Source organism: Streptomyces sp. NBC_01485 (assembly GCF_036227125.1).
Taxonomy (GTDB): domain Bacteria; phylum Actinomycetota; class Actinomycetes; order Streptomycetales; family Streptomycetaceae; genus Streptomyces.
On sequence record NZ_CP109435.1, the window covers coordinates 2,465,470 to 2,483,493 of the forward strand.

Consider the following 18,024-nt stretch of genomic DNA (forward strand, 5'->3'; position numbering starts at 1 on the left):
CACCGCCCGCCCACCAGCACGTCGCCCGGTGCCGCCAGGTCACCATCCGCGGGCTCGGAGAACTCCGCGACACCGTTCTCTTTGAATTCCTCGAGAATCAGATAAAGAACTCCGCGCAACGACAGTTGACCGGCCTCGTGGAATTACCTGAAGAATTCATGGTGGGCGGCAAGCGGATACGCCCGATTCGCACCGTGTTGGGCCGGCAGGCGGCCGGCGGAGAGACCCCGGCGGCCGATCCCTGTCCGCCTTTGGTGAGCCACGGCTCACGTCATAGAGTGAAGCCCGCCCAGTTCCGGCCCCCCGAGGGAGAGAACCAGCCGTGATCACCGCGATCGTCCTCATCAAGACCAGCGTGGACCGGATCCCCGAGATCGCCGAGCGGATCGCCTCGCTGGAGTCCGTGAGCGAGGTCTTCTCCGTCACCGGGACCTACGACCTGATCGCCATGGTGCGGGTGAAGCAGCACGAGGACCTGGCGGAGGTCATCCCGGGCAGCATCAGCAAGATTCCGGGGGTGGAGGGCACGGACACGCACGTCGCCTTCCGTACGTACTCGCAGCACGACCTGGAGGCGGCGTTCGCGATCGGCCTGGACTCCTGACCGCCGGCTCCTGACCGCCTACACCGCCGGGACGCAGCGGCCGCCTTCCGTCCGGTACTGCCACTGCGCGCCCTCGGCGACCAGTTCCCGCACCGCGTCGACGAAGCGCTCCACGTGCTCGTCGGGGGTGCCGGCGCCGAAGCTGACGCGGATCGCGTTGAGGGACTTCTCGCCCGGGGCCGCCTCGGGGGCGCCGCACTCGCCCTGGGTCTGCGGGTCGCTGCCCAGCAGGGTGCGGACCAGCGGGTGGGCGCAGAAGAGGCCGTCGCGGACGCCGATGCCGTACTCGGCGGAGAGGGCGGCGGCGAAGTGGGAGCTGTTCCAGCCCTCCACGACGAAGGAGAGCACGCCGACCCGCGGGGCGTCGTCGCCGAACAGGGACAACACCCTGACCTGCGGCACCTCGGCCAGGCCCGCCCGGACCTTCGCGATCAGGTGCTCCTCGCGGGCGACCAGTGTGTCGAAGCCGGCCTCGGTGAGCGCCTTGCAGGCCGAGGCGATGGAGTAGGCGCCGATCACGTTCGGCGAGCCGGCCTCGTGGCGGGCGGCGCTCTCGTGCCACTCCACGTCCACTCCCCCGTCCGCGCGCCGCGTGACCTTGCGGCTGGCGCCGCCGCCCGCGAGGTACGGGGCGGCCTCGACCAGCCAGTCGGCCCGCCCGGCCAGGACGCCGGAGCCGAACGGGGCGTACAGCTTGTGGCCGGAGAAGGCGACCCAGTCGACGTCGAGGTCACGGACGGAGACCGGGTGGTGGGGGGCCAACTGGGCGGCGTCCAGGACGATCCGGGCGCCGTGCGCGTGGGCGGCGGCGGCCAGTTCGCGGACCGGCCACAGCTCGCCGGTGACGTTCGAGGCGCCGGTGACGCAGACCAGGGCCGGGCCGGAGGGGTCGCGGTCGGCGAGGGCCCGCTCCAGGGTCTCGACGGCCTGGCGCGGGGTGCGCGGGGCGTCGAGGCAGGTCACCCGGGCGTCCTGCCAGGGCAGCAGCGAGGCGTGGTGCTCGGTCTCGAAGACGAAGACCTGGCAGTCGGCGGGGAGCGCCCGCGCCAGCAGGTTGAGGGAGTCCGTCGTCGAACGGGTGAAGATCAGTTGGTCGTCGGGGCGGCAGTCGAGGAACTCCTCGACCGTGCGGCGGGCGTTCTCGAAGAGGTCCGTGGAGAGCTGGGAGAGGTAGCCGGCGCCCCGGTGGACGCTGCCGTAGTACGGGGCGTACGCCGCCACGTCGTCCCAGACGCGCTGGAGGGCGGGGGCGCTGGCCGCATAGTCGAGCGCCGCGTAGGTGACCTCGCCGCCCGTCACGAGCGGGACGGTGACATCCCGGCCGAGAACGGGCAGGGGTGCACAAATGGTCCGGGCGGAGACAGCGGTGGAGGCAGCACTGGAGACAGACATGACGGAACTCCCGTGAGAGGAAGGAGGAAACGGCGCGGCGGCCGGAAAAGGGGTGTGCGGAGGCGGGGCGGTAGCCCTATCGCATTCGCTTGCTCACGGAAGACTCCCTCGAGACCCAGGACCCCTGGACTGCGTCCGCTCGACGAGCGGGAGGGGTCCGCGCTTGCCGTAGACCTCACTGCCTACGACCTGGTCTTCACCCGGGGCACCCCGCCACGGACGGAGGGTTGCCGGACAGTCGGCCGGGGCCTCATGACTGTCACTCATGACCTGGTACAGGAACGTACGTGAAGTGATCGCGATCCCGCAACCCGTGTCCGGATCACGGGACCGCGCCACCGCCGGCTACGCGTTGCTGGCGGCCACCCAGCGCTCCAGGGACCGCTTGGCCGCGCCGGAGTCGATCGACTCGGCCGCCCTGGCCATGCCGGCCCGGAGCTGCCCGGCCAGCGTCCCGGCGCCCGGGTCGAGCGCCACGAGCGCCGCCGCCGAGTTCAGCAGGACGGCGTCCCGCACCGGGCCCGTGTCGCCCTCCAGGAGACGGCGGGCCACCTCCGCGTTGAACGACGGGTCCCCGCCGCGCAGGGCCTCCACCGGGACCAGGTCGAGGCCGACGTCACGCGGGTCGAAGGACTCCTCGGTGACCTTGCCGTCGCGGACCACCCACACCCGGGAGGTGGCCGTCGTGGTCAGCTCGTCCAGGCCGTCGTCGCCCCGGAAGACCAGGGACGAGTTGCCGCGCTCGGCGAAGACGCCCGCGACGACCGGCGCCATGCGCGGGTCCGCGACCCCGACCGCCTGAGCGCGCACCTTCGCCGGGTTGGTCAGCGGGCCGAGCACGTTGAACACCGTGCGGATGCCCAACTGGCCGCGCGCGGCGCCCACATGACGCAGCGCCGGGTGGAACTTGATCGCGAAGCAGAAGGTGATCCCGGCCTCCTGGGCCACCTCCGCCACCCGCCCCGGCGCCAGCTCCAGATTGACGCCGAGCTTCTCCAGGACGTCCGAGGCGCCGGACGCGGAGGACGCGGCCCGGTTGCCGTGCTTGACGACCGTGGCGCCCGCGCCGGCCACGACGATCGCCGACATCGTGGAGATGTTGACCGTCTTCGCGCCGTCGCCGCCCGTGCCGACGATGTCGACGGTCGGCCCCGGCACCTCGATCAGGTTGGCGTGCTCGTACATCGCCCGGACCAGCCCGTTGATCTCCTCGACGGTCTCGCCCTTGGCCCGCAGCGCCACCACGAACCCGGCGATCTGCGCGTCGGTCGCCTCGCCGCGCATGATCCGGTCCAGCGCCCAGAACGTGGCGTCGGCGCCCTGGTCGCGGCCGGACAGCAGACCGTTCAGCACCTCGGGCCAGGAACGGCCCGCCGCGGTGTCGCCTCCAGCGGGGGTCACAGCGCTCATAGCCGCTCCTGTGTCTGTCGTCGTGTGTCGTCATGTGCCGTCACGGTCATGTGTCGCCAGGACAAAGTGACCTGTGAACCCCACCCTATCCAGCCCGTGGGCACGGCAAAGGGCCCCGTCCGAAGACCGGACGGGACCCTTTGGGGTTGGCGTGGCGACGCCTGGTGATCAGGTGATCAGTGGTGGCCGTGGCCGCTCGTGATCTCCTTGTACTCCTCGACAGTCGGCTTCGGGATCTGCTGGTCCTCGCCGAAGTACGCCCCGCTGATCTTGGCGCGGAGCTTCTCCTTGCCCGTCACCTTGCGCTCGACACCGTTCTCGTCGACCGACGGGCCGATCGCGGCCGGCGCGTACTGCTCGTGCGCGGTGAGGGTGTGCAGCTGCTCCTGGCTGAGCGGCTCGTGGATCTCGATGAACTCACCGTGCGGCAGGCGCTTGATGGTGCCGGTCTCCCGGCCGTGCAGCACCTTGTCCCGGTCCCGGCGCTGCAGGCCGAGGCAGATCCGCTTGGTGAAGACGTACGCGATGACCGGTCCGACGAAGAAGAAGATCCGGACGAACCAGGTGATCGAGTTGATCGACAGGTGGAGGTGGGTGGCCCACAGGTCGTTGCCACCGGCGACCAGCGTGATCATGTACATCGTGACCCAGGCGACGCCCAGCGCCGTACGGGTCGGCGCGTTGCGCGGGCGGTCCAGGATGTGGTGCTCGCGCCTGTCGCCGGTGATCCACGACTCGATGAACGGGTAGGCCGCCAGCGCGGCGAGGACCACACCGAACAGGACCAGCGGGATGAACACGCCCAGGACGAGCGTGTGACCCCAGAGGTTGATCTCCCAGCCCGGCATGAAGCGGATCAGACCCTCGGCGAAGCCCAGGTACCAGTCGGGCTGGGCGCCGGTCGACACCTGGTCCGGACGGTAGGGGCCCATGGCCCAGACCGGGTTGATCTGCGCGATGGCCGAGATGACCGCGATGACGCCGAAGACCAGGAAGAAGAAGCCTCCGGCCTTGGCCATGTACACCGGCAGCAGCGGCATGCCGACGACGTTCTTGTTGCTCTTGCCGGGGCCCGCGAACTGCGTGTGCTTGTGGTAGAAGACCAGGATCAGGTGGCCCACCATCAGGCCGAGCATGATGCCCGGCAGCAGCAGGATGTGGATCGAGTAGAACCGCGCCACGAAGTCGTGGCCCGGGAACTCCCCGCCGAACAGGAACATCGAGATGTACGTGCCGACGATCGGCATCGACAGGATGGCGCCCTGGGTGAAGCGGACGCCGGTGCCGGAGAGCAGGTCGTCCGGGAGCGAGTAACCGGTGAAGCCGGTGAACATGCCCAGGACGAACAGCAGGAAGCCGAACAGCCAGTTGATCTCACGCGGCTTGCGGAACGCGCCCGTGAAGAACACGCGCATCATGTGCACGAACATGCCGGCGAGGAAGATCAGCGCCGCCCAGTGGTGGATCTGCCGGATGAGCAGACCGCCGCGCACGTCGAACGAGATGTGCAGGGTCGAGCTGAACGCCTCGGACATCAGCTGTCCCTGGAGCGGGACGTAGCTGCCGTGGTACTCCACCTCGCTCATCGACGGGTGGAAGAACAGCGTCAGATACACACCCGTCAGGATGATGATGACGAAGCTGTACATGCACACTTCGCCCAGCATGAACGACCAGTGGTCGGGGAAGATCTTGCGCATGTTGGCCTTGGCCAGGGAGTAGATCCCGAGCCGGCCGTCGGCCCAGTCGGCGACACGTTCGCCGGCCGGCGCCTTCCCGCGTTCGCGGGACTCTGTGGTCTCTGTGGTGCTCATCCGCGCTCCCAGAATGCAGGACCGACGGGCTCTTCGAAGTCGCCGAGCGCCTCGAGGTAGCCCTCGTCGTTCACACCGATGCGCAACTGCGGCAGGGCGTGACCGGCCGGGCCGAAGATGACCTTGGCGCCGTCGGAGAGGTCGAAGGTGGACTGGTGGCAGGGGCACAGCACGTGGTGCGTCTGCTGCTCGTACAGCGAGATCGGGCAACCGACGTGCGTGCAGATCTTCGAGTACGCCACGATGCCCTGGAAGGACCAGTCGAGTTCCTGCTTGTCCTTGATGTCGTCCGGCTGGAGCCGGACGATCATCAGGGCCGCCTTGGCGATCTCGTTCTGGAACTCCTCGTCGTGCTCCTCCAGGCCCTCGGGCTTGACGAAGGTGAGCGAACCGACGGCGACGTCCGAGGGACGCAGCGGCTCGTTCGTGTTCATGTTGACGAGCAGCTTGCCCTTGGCCCACAGCGTGTGCCGGAGCTTGTCCTCGGGCAGCGGGCCGAGGTCGCGCAGCAGCACGACGCCGGACAGCGGCACCAGGGCGACCGCGCCGAACATCGTGTTGCGGATCAGCTTGCGCCGGCCCATGCCCGATTCCTTGGCGCCCTGCTTGAAGTCCGCGTGGACCTTGGCACGGACCTCGGGGGACGCGGCGATCGGGTGGCGCTCGTCGGCGACCTCCTCGTCCGACATCAGGGTGCGGGCCCAGTGGACCGCGCCGGCGCCGATGGTGAACAGCGCCGTGCCCAGCGTCAGACCCAGCGCGAAGTTCAGCGCGCTGAGGTGGCCGATCGGGAACACGAAGATCGACTTGTCGGCGGGGATCGCCACGTACGAGGCGATGAAGGCGACCGTGGAGAGCATCGACAGCGTGAACAGGAAGGCGACCGCACGCTCGGACCGCTTGGCGGCCCGCTCGTCGATGTCCTGGATGCGGTGCTCGTGGGGCGGCAGCCCCGGGTCTGCGAACGGGTTCTGCTCGTCCGCGACGTCCACGGCGCCGTGCGCGTGGTGGCCCTGCTCAGCGGGCAGGTTCTCTTCTGGAATGTCTTGGCTACTCATGACTTCTTGGCCTTTGCGGTCCGAGCGGCGACCCAGACGGCGACCGCGATCATGGCGCCGAGGCCGAAGATCCAGGAGAACAGGCCCTCACTGACCGGCCCGATGCCGCCCAGTTCCAGCCCACCGGGGTTGTTCGTCTCGTCACTGTTGACCGCGTGCAGGTACGCGATGATGTCCTTCTTGTTCTGCTCCGACAGCGTGGTGTCGGGGAAGGAAGGCATGTTCTGCGGGCCGGTCTGCATGGCCTCGTACATGTGCTTCGGGTCCACGTCCTCCAGCGTCGGAGCGTACTTGCCCTCGGTGAGGGCGCCGCCCTTGCCGGTGAAGTTGTGGCACTGCGCGCAGTTGGTGCGGAACAGTTCGCCACCCTTGGCGATGTCCGCGCCCTCCGGGCCGTAGTCGGCCTCGGTCGGGACGGACGGACCGGCGCCGAGGGCGGAGATGTACGCGGCGAGCTGGTCGATCTGCGCCTGCGTGTAGATGACCTTCTTGGCGGGCACCTGGGCGCCCTGGGAGGTCGCCGCCGGCATACGGCCGGTGCCGACCTGGAAGTCGACGGCCGCGGCGCCGACGCCGACCAGGCTCGGACCGTCAGAGCTGCCCTGACCGCCGGTGCCGTGGCAACTGGCGCAGCCTACGGCGTAGAGCTTCTTGCCCTCGTCGATGGCGAGGGACTGGGCGGTGTCGTCTGCCTGCGCCTTGCTCGCAGGCGCGAACACGGCGTACAGCCCCCCTGTGCATGCCAGCGCGAGGAGTAGGACGACGAGCGCCGCCAGCGGATGGCGTCGTCGTGCGGAGAGCTTTTTCACGGATTACCCCGGTGTCAGGATCTTCTGCGTCGATGCTTGCGATGTGCGGGAGCGGGCCCGGCTACTTGATCATGTAGATCGTGGCGAAGAGTCCGATCCAGACGACATCGACGAAGTGCCAGTAGTAGGACACGACGATGGCCGCTGTCGCCTGCTCGTGAGTGAACCTCTTGGCCGCGTAGGTGCGCCCGAGAACGAACAGGAAGGCGATGAGGCCGCCCGTCACGTGCATGCCGTGGAAGCCGGTCGTCAGGTAGAACACCGAGCCGTACGGGTCGGAGGAGAGCGAGAGCCCGTCCTCCTTCACCAGCTCCGTGTACTCGTAGATCTGACCGCCGATGAAGATCGCACCCATGATGAAGGTGACGATGAACCACATCCGGAGCTTCTTCACGTCACCGCGCTCGGCGGCGAAGACGCCGAGCTGGCAGGTGAGGGAGGAGAGCACCAGGATCGTGGTGTTCGTCGCCGAGAACGGGAAGTTCAGATGGGCTGCCATCTCCTTCCAGTGGTCGGGACCTGTCACCGATCGCAGGGTGAAGTACATCGCGAAGAGGGCCGCGAAGAACATCAGCTCGGAGCTCAACCAGATGATGGTTCCGACGCTGGTCAGGTTCGGCCGATTGACCGACGGGTGCGCGTGCCCGGTTTCTACTGTCGTTGCTGTCGCCACGACCGACATTATGTCGGTCCCTTATCCCGCCCTCACTCCGGGGGGTGCCGTTCGGAGTGTTCACACCGTGTGTACTGCCCGTATGGCCCATCGAAGTGGTGTTCCAACCGGTGTTGACCGGGTGTTCAAGGGAGTAGCATCCGCGGCATCGGTTCTGTCCGTACGACGCTGATGTCACGGAGGAAGCATGCAGGCGACCGCCACGGTGCTGGTCTACAGCGACGACTCCAACACCCGCGAGCAGGTACGGCTCGCGGCGGGGCGCAGGCCCGCGCCGGACGCCCCCTTGGTGGAGTTCGTGGAGTGCGCGACGCCGGCCGCGGCCGTCAGGGAGCTGGACAAGGGCGGGATCGACGTCTGCGTCTTCGACGGGGAGGCCTCGCCGTTGGGCGGCATGGGGTTGTGCCGGCAGATCAAGGACGAGGTGTTCCGGTGTCCGCCGGTGCTCGTGCTCATCGGGCGGCCTCAGGACGCGTGGCTGGCCACGTGGAGTCGGGCTGACGCGGCCGTGACGTTGCCTGTGGAGCCTGTGGAGTTCGCGGGGGCGCTTGCTTCTCTGCTGCGGGCCAAGGGGCTTCAGCAGAGCGCCTGAGGGGCTGGGGCGCAGGGTTCTGTGGCGTCTGCGGGTCCGCTGTGGCTGGTCGCGCCCACGCGGCGGAGCCGCACATCGATACGGCCCCGCGCCCCCAGGGTGCTACACGGCCGCTGGACTGAGTCTTGACGTCTGCTGGTCCGTGTTCTGCTTGGCGGCTGTCAGGGCGCTGCCCTTGGTCCAGTTCGGCCAGGTCAGGTTCCAGTCGCCGAAGCCGTTGCCGAAGGTCTCCATCGTGTCGCCGGCGCTGTTGACGACCTGGACGACGTCGCCGGCGCGGACGTTGTCGAAGAACCACTCGGCGTTGGCCGTGCTCATGCCCGTGCAGCCGTGGCTGACGTTCGCGTAACCCTGGGAGCCCACGGACCAGGGGGCGGCGTGGACGTACTCGCCGCTCCAGGTGACACGGGTGGCGTAGTAGACGGGCAGGTCGTAGGACTCCGAGGAGCCTTCCGAGATGCCGACGGTGGTGCTGCGCATCCGTACGAAGTACTCCTTGCCCAGGACGACCTTGATGCCGTTGCGGGTATCGAAGCCGGGCTTTCCGGTGGTGACGGGGAGCTGTTTGATCTCCTCGTTGTTCTTGAAGACCGTCATGGAGTGCGACGACGCGTCCGTCACGGCGATGACCCGGTCGCCGGTCGTGAGCTTGAGGTCCTTCGCGGGGCCGCCCCACAGCCGGTCGCCGATCTTGATGCCGTCCAGGTTGCTGTGGACGCGGAGGGTGGCGTGGGCGGGCCAGTAGTCCTTGGGGCGGTAGTGGAGTTCCTTGTCGTCCACCCAGTGCCAGGCGCCCGGCGCCGAGGGCGTGGAGTCGACCTTGAGGGCCCGTTCGACGACGGCCCGCTGGGCGGGGTCCTTGACGGGCTGGTCCAGCTTGGCGGTGACGGGCTGGCCGACGCCGTATTCGCCGGCGTCGGGGCCGAAGGTGACCGTCAGGCGCTTCTTCGTGGTGGGCTTGCCGGTGTCGAAGGTGAGGACCCGGCGGCCGGGGGCGCCGTCGTCGTCCTCGGTGCTCACCCGGACCGTGTAGCGGACGCCTGCGGCCAGCGGCTCGGTGCTGTGCCAGCGGCTGCCGTCGGCGGAGAGTTCGCCCGCGAGATAGCGGCCTGTGCCGTCCACGGCGGTGACGTCCGTGATGCGGTCGTCGTCCTCGGCGGTGACTTCGAGCGGCTTGTCCGGATCGGCCTTCCTGCCGTCGTCCTTGGGGCCGTTGAAGGAGATCTGGTCCGTCGCGTCGTAGGGGCGCGCGGAGAGGGGGTTGCCGTCCGAGCCGCAGGCGCTTGCGACCGCGCCCAGGGCGATCACCAGCAGGGTGCAGCCGACGACGGTGCGGGGGCGGGGTTCGTGGCTCATGACTTCACGCTAGGGAGCCGCGTCAACCGTGGCGCGCTGAGTGACACGGACGGAGGACGTCCGCTACGCCAAAAGCGTGAGCCCGGACCCTCCTGACGGAGTGTCCGGGCTCACGCCGCGTTCAACGCGTGCTACTGGGTGCGGCTCTCACCGTGGTAGTACTCGAAGACCCAGCCCCACAGGCCGATGAGGATCAGCGGGACGGAGAAGTAGAGCAGCCACCAGCCCACCGCGACGCCCAGGAAGGCCAGGGCGCCGCCGATGCCGAGCGACAGCGGCTGCCAGCTGTGCGGGCTGAAGAAGCCCAGCTCGCCGGCGTCGTCCGCGACGTCCGCTTCCTTGTTGTCCTGCGCGCCCGCGTCGACCCGCCGGGCGGTGAAGCCCAGGTAGAAGCCGATCATGATGGACAGGCCGAAGGCCAGGAAGAGGGCCGTGGTGCCGGCCGGCTCCTTCGACCACACGCCATAGACGATCGCGATGACGAGGATGAAGACGCTCAGCCAGGTGAACATCCTGCCTTGGACCTTCACTTGCCGGCCTCCTTGCTGCCCGTGATGGCGCTGGCACCGTGGCCGGCGTGCTCCAGCTGCTCGAGCGCGGCGATCTCCGGGTGGTGCAGGTCGAACGCCGGGGATTCACTGCGGATCCGCGGCAGGGTGAGGAAGTTGTGGCGCGGCGGCGGGCAGGAGGTCGCCCACTCCAGGGAGCGGCCGTAGCCCCACGGGTCGTCGACGCCGACCGGCTTGCCGTACTTGGCGGTCTTCCACACGTTGTAGAAGAACGGCAGGACGGACAGACCGAGGACGAACGAGCTGATCGTCGAGATCGTGTTCAGGGCGGTGAAGCCGTCGGCCGCCAGGTAGTCGGCGTAACGGCGCGGCATGCCCTCGGCGCCCAGCCAGTGCTGGACCAGGAAGGTGCCGTGGAAGCCGACGAACAGCGTCCAGAAGGTGATCTTGCCGAGCCGCTCGTCGAGCATCTTGCCGGTGAACTTCGGCCACCAGAAGTGGAAGCCGGAGAACATCGCGAAGACGACGGTGCCGAAGACGACGTAGTGGAAGTGCGCCACCACGAAGTACGAGTCGGACACGTGGAAGTCCAGCGGCGGCGAGGCCAGGATGACGCCGGTCAGACCGCCGAAGGTGAAGGTGATGAGGAAGCCCGTCGCCCACAGCATCGGTGTCTCGAAGGACAGCGAGCCCTTCCACATCGTTCCGATCCAGTTGAAGAACTTCACGCCCGTTGGTACGGCGATGAGGAACGTCATGAAGGAGAAGAACGGCAGCAGTACGCCACCGGTGACGTACATGTGGTGCGCCCACACCGTGACGGACAGACCGGCGATCGAGATGGTCGCGGCGATCAGGCCCATGTAGCCGAACATCGGCTTGCGGGAGAACACCGGGATCACTTCGGAGATGATGCCGAAGAACGGCAGGGCGATGATGTACACCTCTGGATGGCCGAAGAACCAGAAGAGGTGTTGCCACAGCAACGCGCCGCCGTTGGCCGCGTCGAAGACGTGGGCGCCGAACTTCCGGTCCGCCTCCAGGGCGAACAGCGCGGCCGCGAGGACCGGGAAGGCCAGCAGGACCAGGACACCGGTCAGCAGCACGTTCCACACGAAGATCGGCATGCGGAACATGGTCATGCCCGGTGCGCGCATGCAGATGATCGTGGTGATGAAGTTGACCGAGCCGAGGATCGTGCCGAAGCCGGAGAAGGCCAGGCCCATGATCCACATGTCGGCGCCGATGCCGGGCGAGCGGACCGCGTCCGACAGCGGGGCGTAGGCGAACCAGCCGAAGTCGGCCGCACCCTGCGGGGTGAGGAAGCCGGCGACGGCGATGAGCGAGCCGAACAGGTACAGCCAGTAGGCGAACATGTTCAGCCGCGGGAAGGCGACGTCCGGCGCACCGATCTGGAGCGGCATGATCCAGTTCGTGAAGCCGGCGAACAGCGGCGTCGCGAACATCAGCAGCATGATCGTGCCGTGCATCGTGAACGCCTGGTTGAACTGCTCGTTCGACATGATCTGCAGGCCCGGCCGGGCCAGCTCGGCGCGCATGAAGAGCGCCATCACGCCACCGATGCAGAAGAACGCGAACGACGTGACCAGGTACAACGTACCGATGGTCTTGTGGTCGGTGGTCGTCAGCCACTTCACGACGACGTTGCCGGGCTGCTTGCGCCGGACCGGCAGCTCATTCTCGTAGGAGTCTTCAGCTGCCGCGGCACCCTGGGGTTCGTTGAGGATGCTCACAGGTTGTTCGTCTCCCGGTTCTTCTCGTGGCTCGTCTGCTCGATGCCCGCGGGAACGTAACCGGTCTGCCCCTTCTTCACGAGATCCTTGAGGTGCTGCTCGTAGCGCTCCTGGGAGACGACCTTCACGTTGAAGAGCATCCGGGAGTGGTCGACGCCGCAGAGCTCGGCGCACTTGCCCAGGAAGGTGCCCTCCCTGTTGGGGGTCACCTGGAAGGAGTTGGTGTGACCCGGGATGACGTCCTGCTTCATGAGGAACGGCACCACCCAGAAGTCGTGGATGACGTCACGCGAGGTCAGGATGAAGCGGACCGTCTTGCCCTCGGGGAGCCAGAGGGTCGGGCCCGGGTTGTTGGTCTGCGGGTTCCGCTCGTTGGGGACGCCGCAGGTGTACGTGCCACCCGCGTTGTCCGGGAAGTCCGTCTTGAACCGGTCCGGGATGGCGGCCAGGTTCTTGTCGGTCTTCGCGTCCCCGTCGGAACCTTCGACGTTCTCGATGTAGTTGAAGCACCAGCTCCACTGGAAGCCGACCACGTTCACCGTGACGTCGGGCTTCTTGTCGAGGCTCAGCAGCTTCGACTCGTCACGGGCCGTGAAGTAGAAAAAGACCGAGACGATGATGATCGGGACCACCGTGTACAGCGCCTCGATGGGCATGTTGTACCGGGTCTGCGGAGGAACCTCGATCTTCGTGCGGCTGCGCCTGTGGAAGAAAACGCTCCACAGGATCAGGCCCCACACCAGCACGCCGGTGGCCAGCGCGGCGGCCCAGGAGCCCTGCCACAGGGAGAGGACGCGTGGCGCCTCTTCTGTGACGGGGGTGGGCATACCAAGGCGGGGGAAGTCCTTGTATGTGCAACCGGTGGCGGTCGCCAGGACCAGGCCCGCGGTCATTGCCTGCAGCAGCTTCCGCCGCATCGGGCGCCGCGGCGAGCGGTCGGAGCCGTTGGGACTCACGTAGCGCCTTCCCGAGAGTCTCGCCCGCGCGGTTGGCTGCGGCCTGCCTTCTCGCGGGTCGGTCGCCGCCCTGCGTCGGGCAGGGGTTTGGATGTTTATGCGGACCAAACCCTAGCCGACGCCTTCAGGGGGGTCGCGGGGAGGGTGGCATACGCGCCGCGGGTCACCCCGAAGGGGTGGGATAGGCGCCTAATAGGTCGTCAATGCGGGTTGTGCGGCGAGTGCGGCTTTCGTTGTGGCTGGTCGGGCCCACGTGGCGGAGCCGCACCTCGGCACGGTGCCGCGCCCCGGTTCGGCCCGCCCGCGTCTTACCGTTGCCGTGTGTCCTACTTCGACGCGGCCTCCGCCGCCCCCCTTCATCCCGTCGCTCGTCAGGCGCTGTTGGCCTCGCTCGACGAAGGGTGGGCCGATCCCGCACGCCTCTACCGGGAAGGGCGGCGGGCCCGCCTGCTGCTGGACGCGGCGCGGGAGACGGTCGCGGACGCCGTCGGGTGCCGGGCCGACGAGCTGGTGTTCACGTCGTCCGGGACGCGGGCCGTGCAGAGCGGCATCGCGGGGGCGTTGGCCGGGCGGCGGCGGGTGGGACGTCACCTGATCGTGTCATCGGTCGAACACTCCTCGGTACTCCATTCGGCCGAGGCGTTCGAGGCGGAGGGTGGGTCGGTGACCCACGTGCCGGTGACGCGGACGGGAGCGGCGACCGTCGGGTCGTACGCCGAGGCGCTGCGGGCCGACACCGCGCTCGCCTGTCTGCAGTCCGCCAACCACGAGGTGGGGACCGAGCAGCCGGTGGCGGCGGTGGCCGAGGCGTGCCGGGCCGCGGGGGTGCCGCTGCTGGTGGACGCGGCCCAGTCGCTCGGGTGGGGGCGGGTGGCCGGGGACTGGTCGGTGCTGACGGCCGGGGCGCGCAAGTGGGGCGGACCGGCGGGGGTCGGGCTGCTCGTCGTCCGCAAGGGCGTGCGGTTCGCGGCGCGGGAGGCGGAGGAGTTCGGCGGGCTGCCCGCGGTCGTGGCGGCCGCCGCGTCCCTGCGGGCCGTGCGCGCCGAGGCCGACCGGGAGGCGGTACGGCTGCGGGAGCTGACGGAGCGGATCCGGGTACGGGTGCCCGCGCTGGTCCCTGATGTGGAGGTGGTCGGGGATCCGGAGGGGCGGCTGCCGGGGATCGTCACGTTCTCGTGCCTGTACGTCGACGGGGAGGCGCTGCTGCACGAGTTGGACCGGGCGGGGTTCTCCGTCTCGTCCGGGTCGTCGTGCACCAGCAGCACGTTGACGCCCAGCCATGTGCTGAGGGCGATGGGAGTACTGAGTGAGGGAAACGTGCGGGTTTCGTTGCCGGCGGGGGTCGCCGAGGAGGACGTGGAGCGGTTCCTCGCCGTGCTGCCGGGGGCCGTGGCCGGGGTGCGGGAGCGGCTCGGGGCACCTGTGTCGGCGTCCGCGCAGGTGGCGGAGGTGCGGGGGGAGGCGCTCGTCGTGGACGCGCTGGGCAGGCGGTGTCCGATCCCCGTCATCGAGCTGGCGAAGGTCATCGGGGACGTGCCGGTCGGGGGCACGGTGCGGGTGCTGTCCGACGACGAGGCGGCCCGGCTCGACATCCCCGCGTGGTGCGAGATGCGGGGGCAGGAGTACGTCGGTGAGGAGCCGGCGGACCGCGGTGCGGTCTATGTGGTCCGCCGGCTCTCCTGAGTCACACCAGGTTCTTACGTCACACCAGGTGCTTACGGACCTCGGTCGCGGCCTCGTCGCCGTACGCCTTGGTGAAGCGGTCCATGAAGTGGGTGCGGCGCAGGCGGTACTCCTGGGTGCCGACCGTCTCGATGACGAGGGTGGCGAGCATGCAGCCGATCTGCGCGGCGCGCTCGTGGGAGACGCCCCAGGCGAGGCCGGAGAGGAAGCCGGCGCGGAAGGCGTCGCCGACGCCCGTCGGCTCGACCTTGGCGTCCTCCTCCGGGCAGCCGACCTCGATCGGGTCCTCGCCGGCCCGCTCGATACGGACGCCGCGCGAGCCGAGGGTGGTGACGCGGTGGCCGACCTTGGTGAGGATCTCGGCGTCGCTCCAGCCGGTCTTGGACTCGATGAGGCCCTTCTCGTACTCGTTGGAGAAGAGGTACGTGGCGCCCTCCAGCAGTATCCGGATCTCGTCGCCGTTCATCCGGGCGATCTGCTGGGAGAAGTCGGCGGCGAAGGGGATCGAGCGGGAACGGCACTCCTCGGTGTGCCGGAGCATCGCCTCGGGGTCGTCGGCGCCGATCAGGACCAGGTCGAGGCCGCCCACCCGGTCGGCGACGGTCTTCAGCTCGATCAGGCGGGCCTCGCTCATCGCGCCCGTGTAGAAGGAGCCGATCTGGTTGTGGTCGGCGTCGGTGGTGCAGACGAAACGGGCCGTGTGCAGGGTCTCGGAGATACGGACCGAGCTGGTGTCGACACCGTGCCGGTCCAGCCAGGCCCGGTACTCGTCGAAGTCCGCGCCCGCGGCGCCGACCAGGACCGGGCTGGTCCCCAGCTGGCCCATGCCGAAGGCGATGTTCGCGCCCACGCCGCCCCGGCGCACGTCCAGGTTGTCGACCAGGAAGGACAGCGAGACCGTGTGCAACTGGTCCGCGACCAGCTGGTCGGCGAAGCGGCCGGGGAACGTCATGAGGTGGTCGGTCGCGATGGAGCCGGTGACTGCGATGCGCACGGCGTGGACACTCCTGTGGGGAGGGGGGATTGACAGTTCACGCTACCCGGTCGCCCGGCGCCACTGAAGCAGCCGAAACTACCCGATAGTAGATCTTTCTTCGCAGGCCCGGGCGTGCCACGGTTCGGTTATGACGAACCTCAAGGTCCACGTCCCCGTTCCGGCCGACCTCGACGGCGACCTGGCGTCGCTGCGCGGGGACGGCGCCCGGATGGCTCCGCACTGGGCGACCCCGGAGAAGATCACTTCCCTGCCGGTCTCCCCGTCACTCATCCACGGCGTGAGCGTCCCGGCGAAGTCGGCGCGGCTGCTGGAGGCGATGCCCGACTACGGCAACTAGGGGATTTCCCTCGGTTCTCACCTGTTTCCCTCGGCAGGGCGCTCGGAAGGGAACCGTGCGCTCCCCCGGCGCGTCCCATCGGCGTCCCCCGTAAAGGGGATGTGAGGTACGACAGCAGGGCAGCCGAAGGAGCGATGCGGTGACCACCGAGCGACCCGAGAACGACGACGCCGCGCGCGAGCCGGAAGAGCCGGTAAAGACGGAAGCGACGAACGAGACGGACGAGACGGACGAGACGGGCCACGAAGAGGCGAAGGCCGAGGAGTCCGGTCTCCCCGAGGCTGTCGCGGAGCCCGGCCTCCCCGCGCCGGAATCCGCGGAGCCGGCCGCCGCTGCGGCTTCCGGCGCGGACTCCGGCACGGAGGAACCCGTTGCGGCCTCCGGCACGGACGAACCCCCTGCGGCCTCCGTTGCTGACCAACCCGTTGCGGATTCCGTGCCGGACGCCGAGGAACCTTCCGTCGTTTCTGTCCCGGGCACGGATCCGGACGCGGACGAGTCCGGATCCGGGTCGCGGCGGCGCTCCCCCGTGCTGATCGCCTCCGTCGCCGCCGCCGCTGTGCTGCTGGTGGGTGGCGGTGGGGCGTACCTCACCTCCAGCGCCGTCAGCGGCTCGGGCGGCGGGGCCGGCTCCGGGGCGCCCTCCGGGGACGGCACCCCGGCGGCGCTCCTCCTGGACGACTACTCCGGGGGTACGGGTACCCCCGAGGGCGGTACGAACGGCATCGCGCCCGGTGAGCCGAACCCTTACGGGGTGACGTACAAGGCCGTCGGCACGCTTCCGGACGGTCCCGGCTCCGCGTCCGCGTACTGGGCGAAGGGCGAGGTCACGAAGGACGACGTGGCCCGGCTGGCGAAGGCGCTGGGGGCCGCGGGGACGCCGATGATCGAGGGCGATGCCTGGAAGGTCGGTTCCGGGAACGACGGCTCGGGGCCGGTGCTGCGGGTGAACCGGCAGGCGCCGGGCACGTGGACGTTCACCCGGTACACGCCCGGCACCGACAACTGCACGGGCGGCACCGTCAAGTGCACCCCGGGCACCGTGGCCCCGGCCGGCGACCCGGTGAGCGAGGCGGTCGCGAAGAAGGCGGCGGCGCCGGTCCTGAAGGCGGTGGGGCAGGACGACGCCAAGGTGGACGCGAGCCAGATCATGGGCGCCCAGCGGGTGGTGAACGCCGACCCGGTGATCGGCGGCCTGCCCACCTACGGGTGGACGACCGGGATCAGCGTCAACGCGCAGGGCGAGGTCGTCGGCGGGAACGGGCAACTGGAGACGCCGGCGAAGGGCGACACGTACCCCTTGCTGAGCGCTCAGGAGGCGCTGGACGCACTGAACTCGGTGCCGGGGGCTCCGGAGACTCCGGCGACCCCGGGGACCGATCACCGGATGGGCATCGGCGGGTGTGCCAGCCCGGTGCCGTTGAAGGACCGGCTGGAGAGTCCGTGCGGTTCGTCGACGGCGGCGCCGACGCAGGAGACGGTGACGGTCGAGGACGCGGTGCTCGGGCTCGCCCCGCACACCTCGGGCGGCCGGCAGGTGCTCGTACCGTCCTGGCTGTTCGACGTGAAGGCGGCGGGGGCGGCGGACGGCTACACGGTGACGCAGCCGGCCGTCGAGCCGGCGTATCTGAAGTCCGCCACGACGCCCACGCCCGCCCCGACGCCGTCCGGCAGCTCGCAGACGCGTGACGTGCAGGTGGACGGCTACACCGTCGAGGGCGACGCGCTGGTCGTGAGCTTCACCGGCGGGGTGTGCGCCGACTACAAGGCGACGGCGGCCGAGAGCGGGGGCGAGGTGAAGGTCACCGTGACCGAGACGCCCTGGCCGGACAAGATCTGCATCATGATCGCCAAGCAGTTCCACCAGACCGTGCAACTGGACGCGTCGCTGGGCAGCCGCAAGGTGGTCGGCTCCGACGGCACGACGATCCCGCTGGAGAAGCCGGGGGCGCGGCTGCCGCAGGTGCAGTAGCCCGGTGGTCCGGTAGCCGGCGGTACGGCGAACGGCGAAGGCGGCGGCCCCGTTGGAGGGGGTCGCCGCCTTCGTGTGCCGGTCAGCCGGACCAGCCCGGAAACGGGC

The 18,024-nt window shown here is 69.2% G+C and carries 16 protein-coding genes and 1 riboswitch; of the genes, 5 read left to right on the forward strand and 11 right to left on the reverse strand.

Features of this window, described 5'->3' with window-relative positions; all coding sequences use genetic code 11:
- The first annotated feature begins 322 nt into the window (after positions 1-322).
- Positions 323-604 (forward strand): Lrp/AsnC family transcriptional regulator, encoded by a 282-nt coding sequence (locus OG352_RS11395; protein ID WP_057579946.1) that lies wholly within the window; start codon positions 323-325, stop codon positions 602-604.
- Between the two features lie 18 nt (positions 605-622).
- On the opposite strand, the gene OG352_RS11400 is transcribed toward OG352_RS11395, so the two are convergent.
- From OG352_RS11400 to ctaE, 6 genes are all read right to left on the reverse strand, one after another.
- The gene (locus tag OG352_RS11400) at positions 623-1,996 is read right to left on the reverse strand and encodes an aminotransferase class V-fold PLP-dependent enzyme (RefSeq protein ID WP_329216475.1); all 1,374 of its coding nucleotides are present in this window, start codon (positions 1,994-1,996) and stop codon (positions 623-625) included.
- 154 nt (positions 1,997-2,150) lie between these two features.
- A riboswitch (SAM riboswitch) is annotated at positions 2,151-2,267 on the reverse strand.
- Positions 2,268-2,341: 74 nt separating this feature from the next.
- Positions 2,342-3,406, reverse strand: coding sequence for an anthranilate phosphoribosyltransferase (gene trpD / locus OG352_RS11405; protein WP_329216476.1), 1,065 nt, complete (start codon positions 3,404-3,406; stop codon positions 2,342-2,344).
- Positions 3,407-3,582: 176 nt separating this feature from the next.
- Positions 3,583-5,220, reverse strand: coding sequence for a cytochrome bc1 complex cytochrome b subunit (gene qcrB, locus OG352_RS11410; protein WP_329216477.1), 1,638 nt, complete (start codon positions 5,218-5,220; stop codon positions 3,583-3,585).
- Positions 5,217-6,278, reverse strand: coding sequence for a cytochrome bc1 complex Rieske iron-sulfur subunit (gene qcrA, locus OG352_RS11415; protein ID WP_329216479.1), 1,062 nt, complete (start codon positions 6,276-6,278; stop codon positions 5,217-5,219). Before qcrA ends, qcrB begins: the two co-directional genes overlap by 4 nt.
- The gene (qcrC, locus tag OG352_RS11420) at positions 6,275-7,087 is read right to left on the reverse strand and encodes a cytochrome bc1 complex diheme cytochrome c subunit (protein ID WP_329216480.1); all 813 of its coding nucleotides are present in this window, start codon (positions 7,085-7,087) and stop codon (positions 6,275-6,277) included. The genes qcrA and qcrC overlap by 4 nt, the downstream gene beginning before the upstream one ends.
- Positions 7,088-7,148: 61 nt before the next feature.
- A complete protein-coding gene (ctaE, locus tag OG352_RS11425) occupies positions 7,149-7,769 on the reverse strand; it encodes an aa3-type cytochrome oxidase subunit III (protein WP_329216482.1) in 621 nt (206 codons plus the stop codon).
- A gap of 178 nt (positions 7,770-7,947) precedes the next feature.
- On the opposite strand from ctaE, the gene OG352_RS11430 reads away from it, so the two are divergent.
- Entirely contained in the window at positions 7,948-8,352 is a 405-nt protein-coding gene (locus OG352_RS11430; RefSeq protein ID WP_329216484.1) for a hypothetical protein, read from the forward strand.
- 102 nt (positions 8,353-8,454) lie between these two features.
- Here the strand turns inward: OG352_RS11430 and OG352_RS11435 are convergent, their stop codons facing one another.
- The 4 genes from OG352_RS11435 to ctaC all read right to left on the reverse strand — a co-directional run bounded on the left by OG352_RS11435 (position 8,455) and on the right by ctaC (position 12,927).
- Positions 8,455-9,708, reverse strand: a complete 1,254-nt coding sequence (locus tag OG352_RS11435; protein ID WP_329216486.1) for a L,D-transpeptidase — start codon at positions 9,706-9,708, stop codon at positions 8,455-8,457.
- Positions 9,709-9,839: 131 nt separating this feature from the next.
- Positions 9,840-10,238 (reverse strand): cytochrome c oxidase subunit 4, encoded by a 399-nt coding sequence (locus OG352_RS11440; protein ID WP_329216487.1) that lies wholly within the window; start codon positions 10,236-10,238, stop codon positions 9,840-9,842.
- Positions 10,235-11,971: an aa3-type cytochrome oxidase subunit I gene (ctaD, locus tag OG352_RS11445; RefSeq protein WP_329216488.1), complete on the reverse strand. Its 1,737-nt coding sequence runs from the start codon at positions 11,969-11,971 to the stop codon at positions 10,235-10,237. The genes OG352_RS11440 and ctaD overlap by 4 nt, the downstream gene beginning before the upstream one ends.
- A complete protein-coding gene (gene ctaC, locus OG352_RS11450; RefSeq protein WP_329216490.1) occupies positions 11,968-12,927 on the reverse strand; it encodes an aa3-type cytochrome oxidase subunit II in 960 nt (319 codons plus the stop codon). Before ctaC ends, ctaD begins: the two co-directional genes overlap by 4 nt.
- 321 nt (positions 12,928-13,248) lie before the next feature.
- On the opposite strand from ctaC, the gene OG352_RS11455 reads away from it, so the two are divergent.
- Complete coding sequence (locus OG352_RS11455; RefSeq protein ID WP_329216492.1) at positions 13,249-14,610, forward strand: cysteine desulfurase/sulfurtransferase TusA family protein; 1,362 nt, start codon at positions 13,249-13,251, stop codon at positions 14,608-14,610.
- A 19-nt stretch (positions 14,611-14,629) separates the two neighbouring features.
- On the opposite strand, the gene OG352_RS11460 is transcribed toward OG352_RS11455, so the two are convergent.
- Positions 14,630-15,604 carry a carbohydrate kinase family protein gene (locus OG352_RS11460; protein ID WP_329216493.1) on the reverse strand — a complete coding sequence of 325 codons (975 nt, stop codon included), beginning with the start codon at positions 15,602-15,604 and terminating at the stop codon, positions 14,630-14,632.
- A gap of 130 nt (positions 15,605-15,734) precedes the next feature.
- Between OG352_RS11460 and OG352_RS11465 the strand changes: the two genes are divergently transcribed.
- Both OG352_RS11465 and OG352_RS11470 read left to right on the forward strand, forming a co-directional pair.
- Positions 15,735-15,944, forward strand: coding sequence for a hypothetical protein (locus tag OG352_RS11465; protein WP_329216494.1), 210 nt, complete (start codon positions 15,735-15,737; stop codon positions 15,942-15,944).
- A gap of 139 nt (positions 15,945-16,083) precedes the next feature.
- On the forward strand, positions 16,084-17,916 hold the full coding sequence (locus tag OG352_RS11470; RefSeq protein WP_329216496.1) for a hypothetical protein: 1,833 nt from the start codon (positions 16,084-16,086) through the stop codon (positions 17,914-17,916).
- Positions 17,917-18,024: the final 108 nt, after the last annotated feature.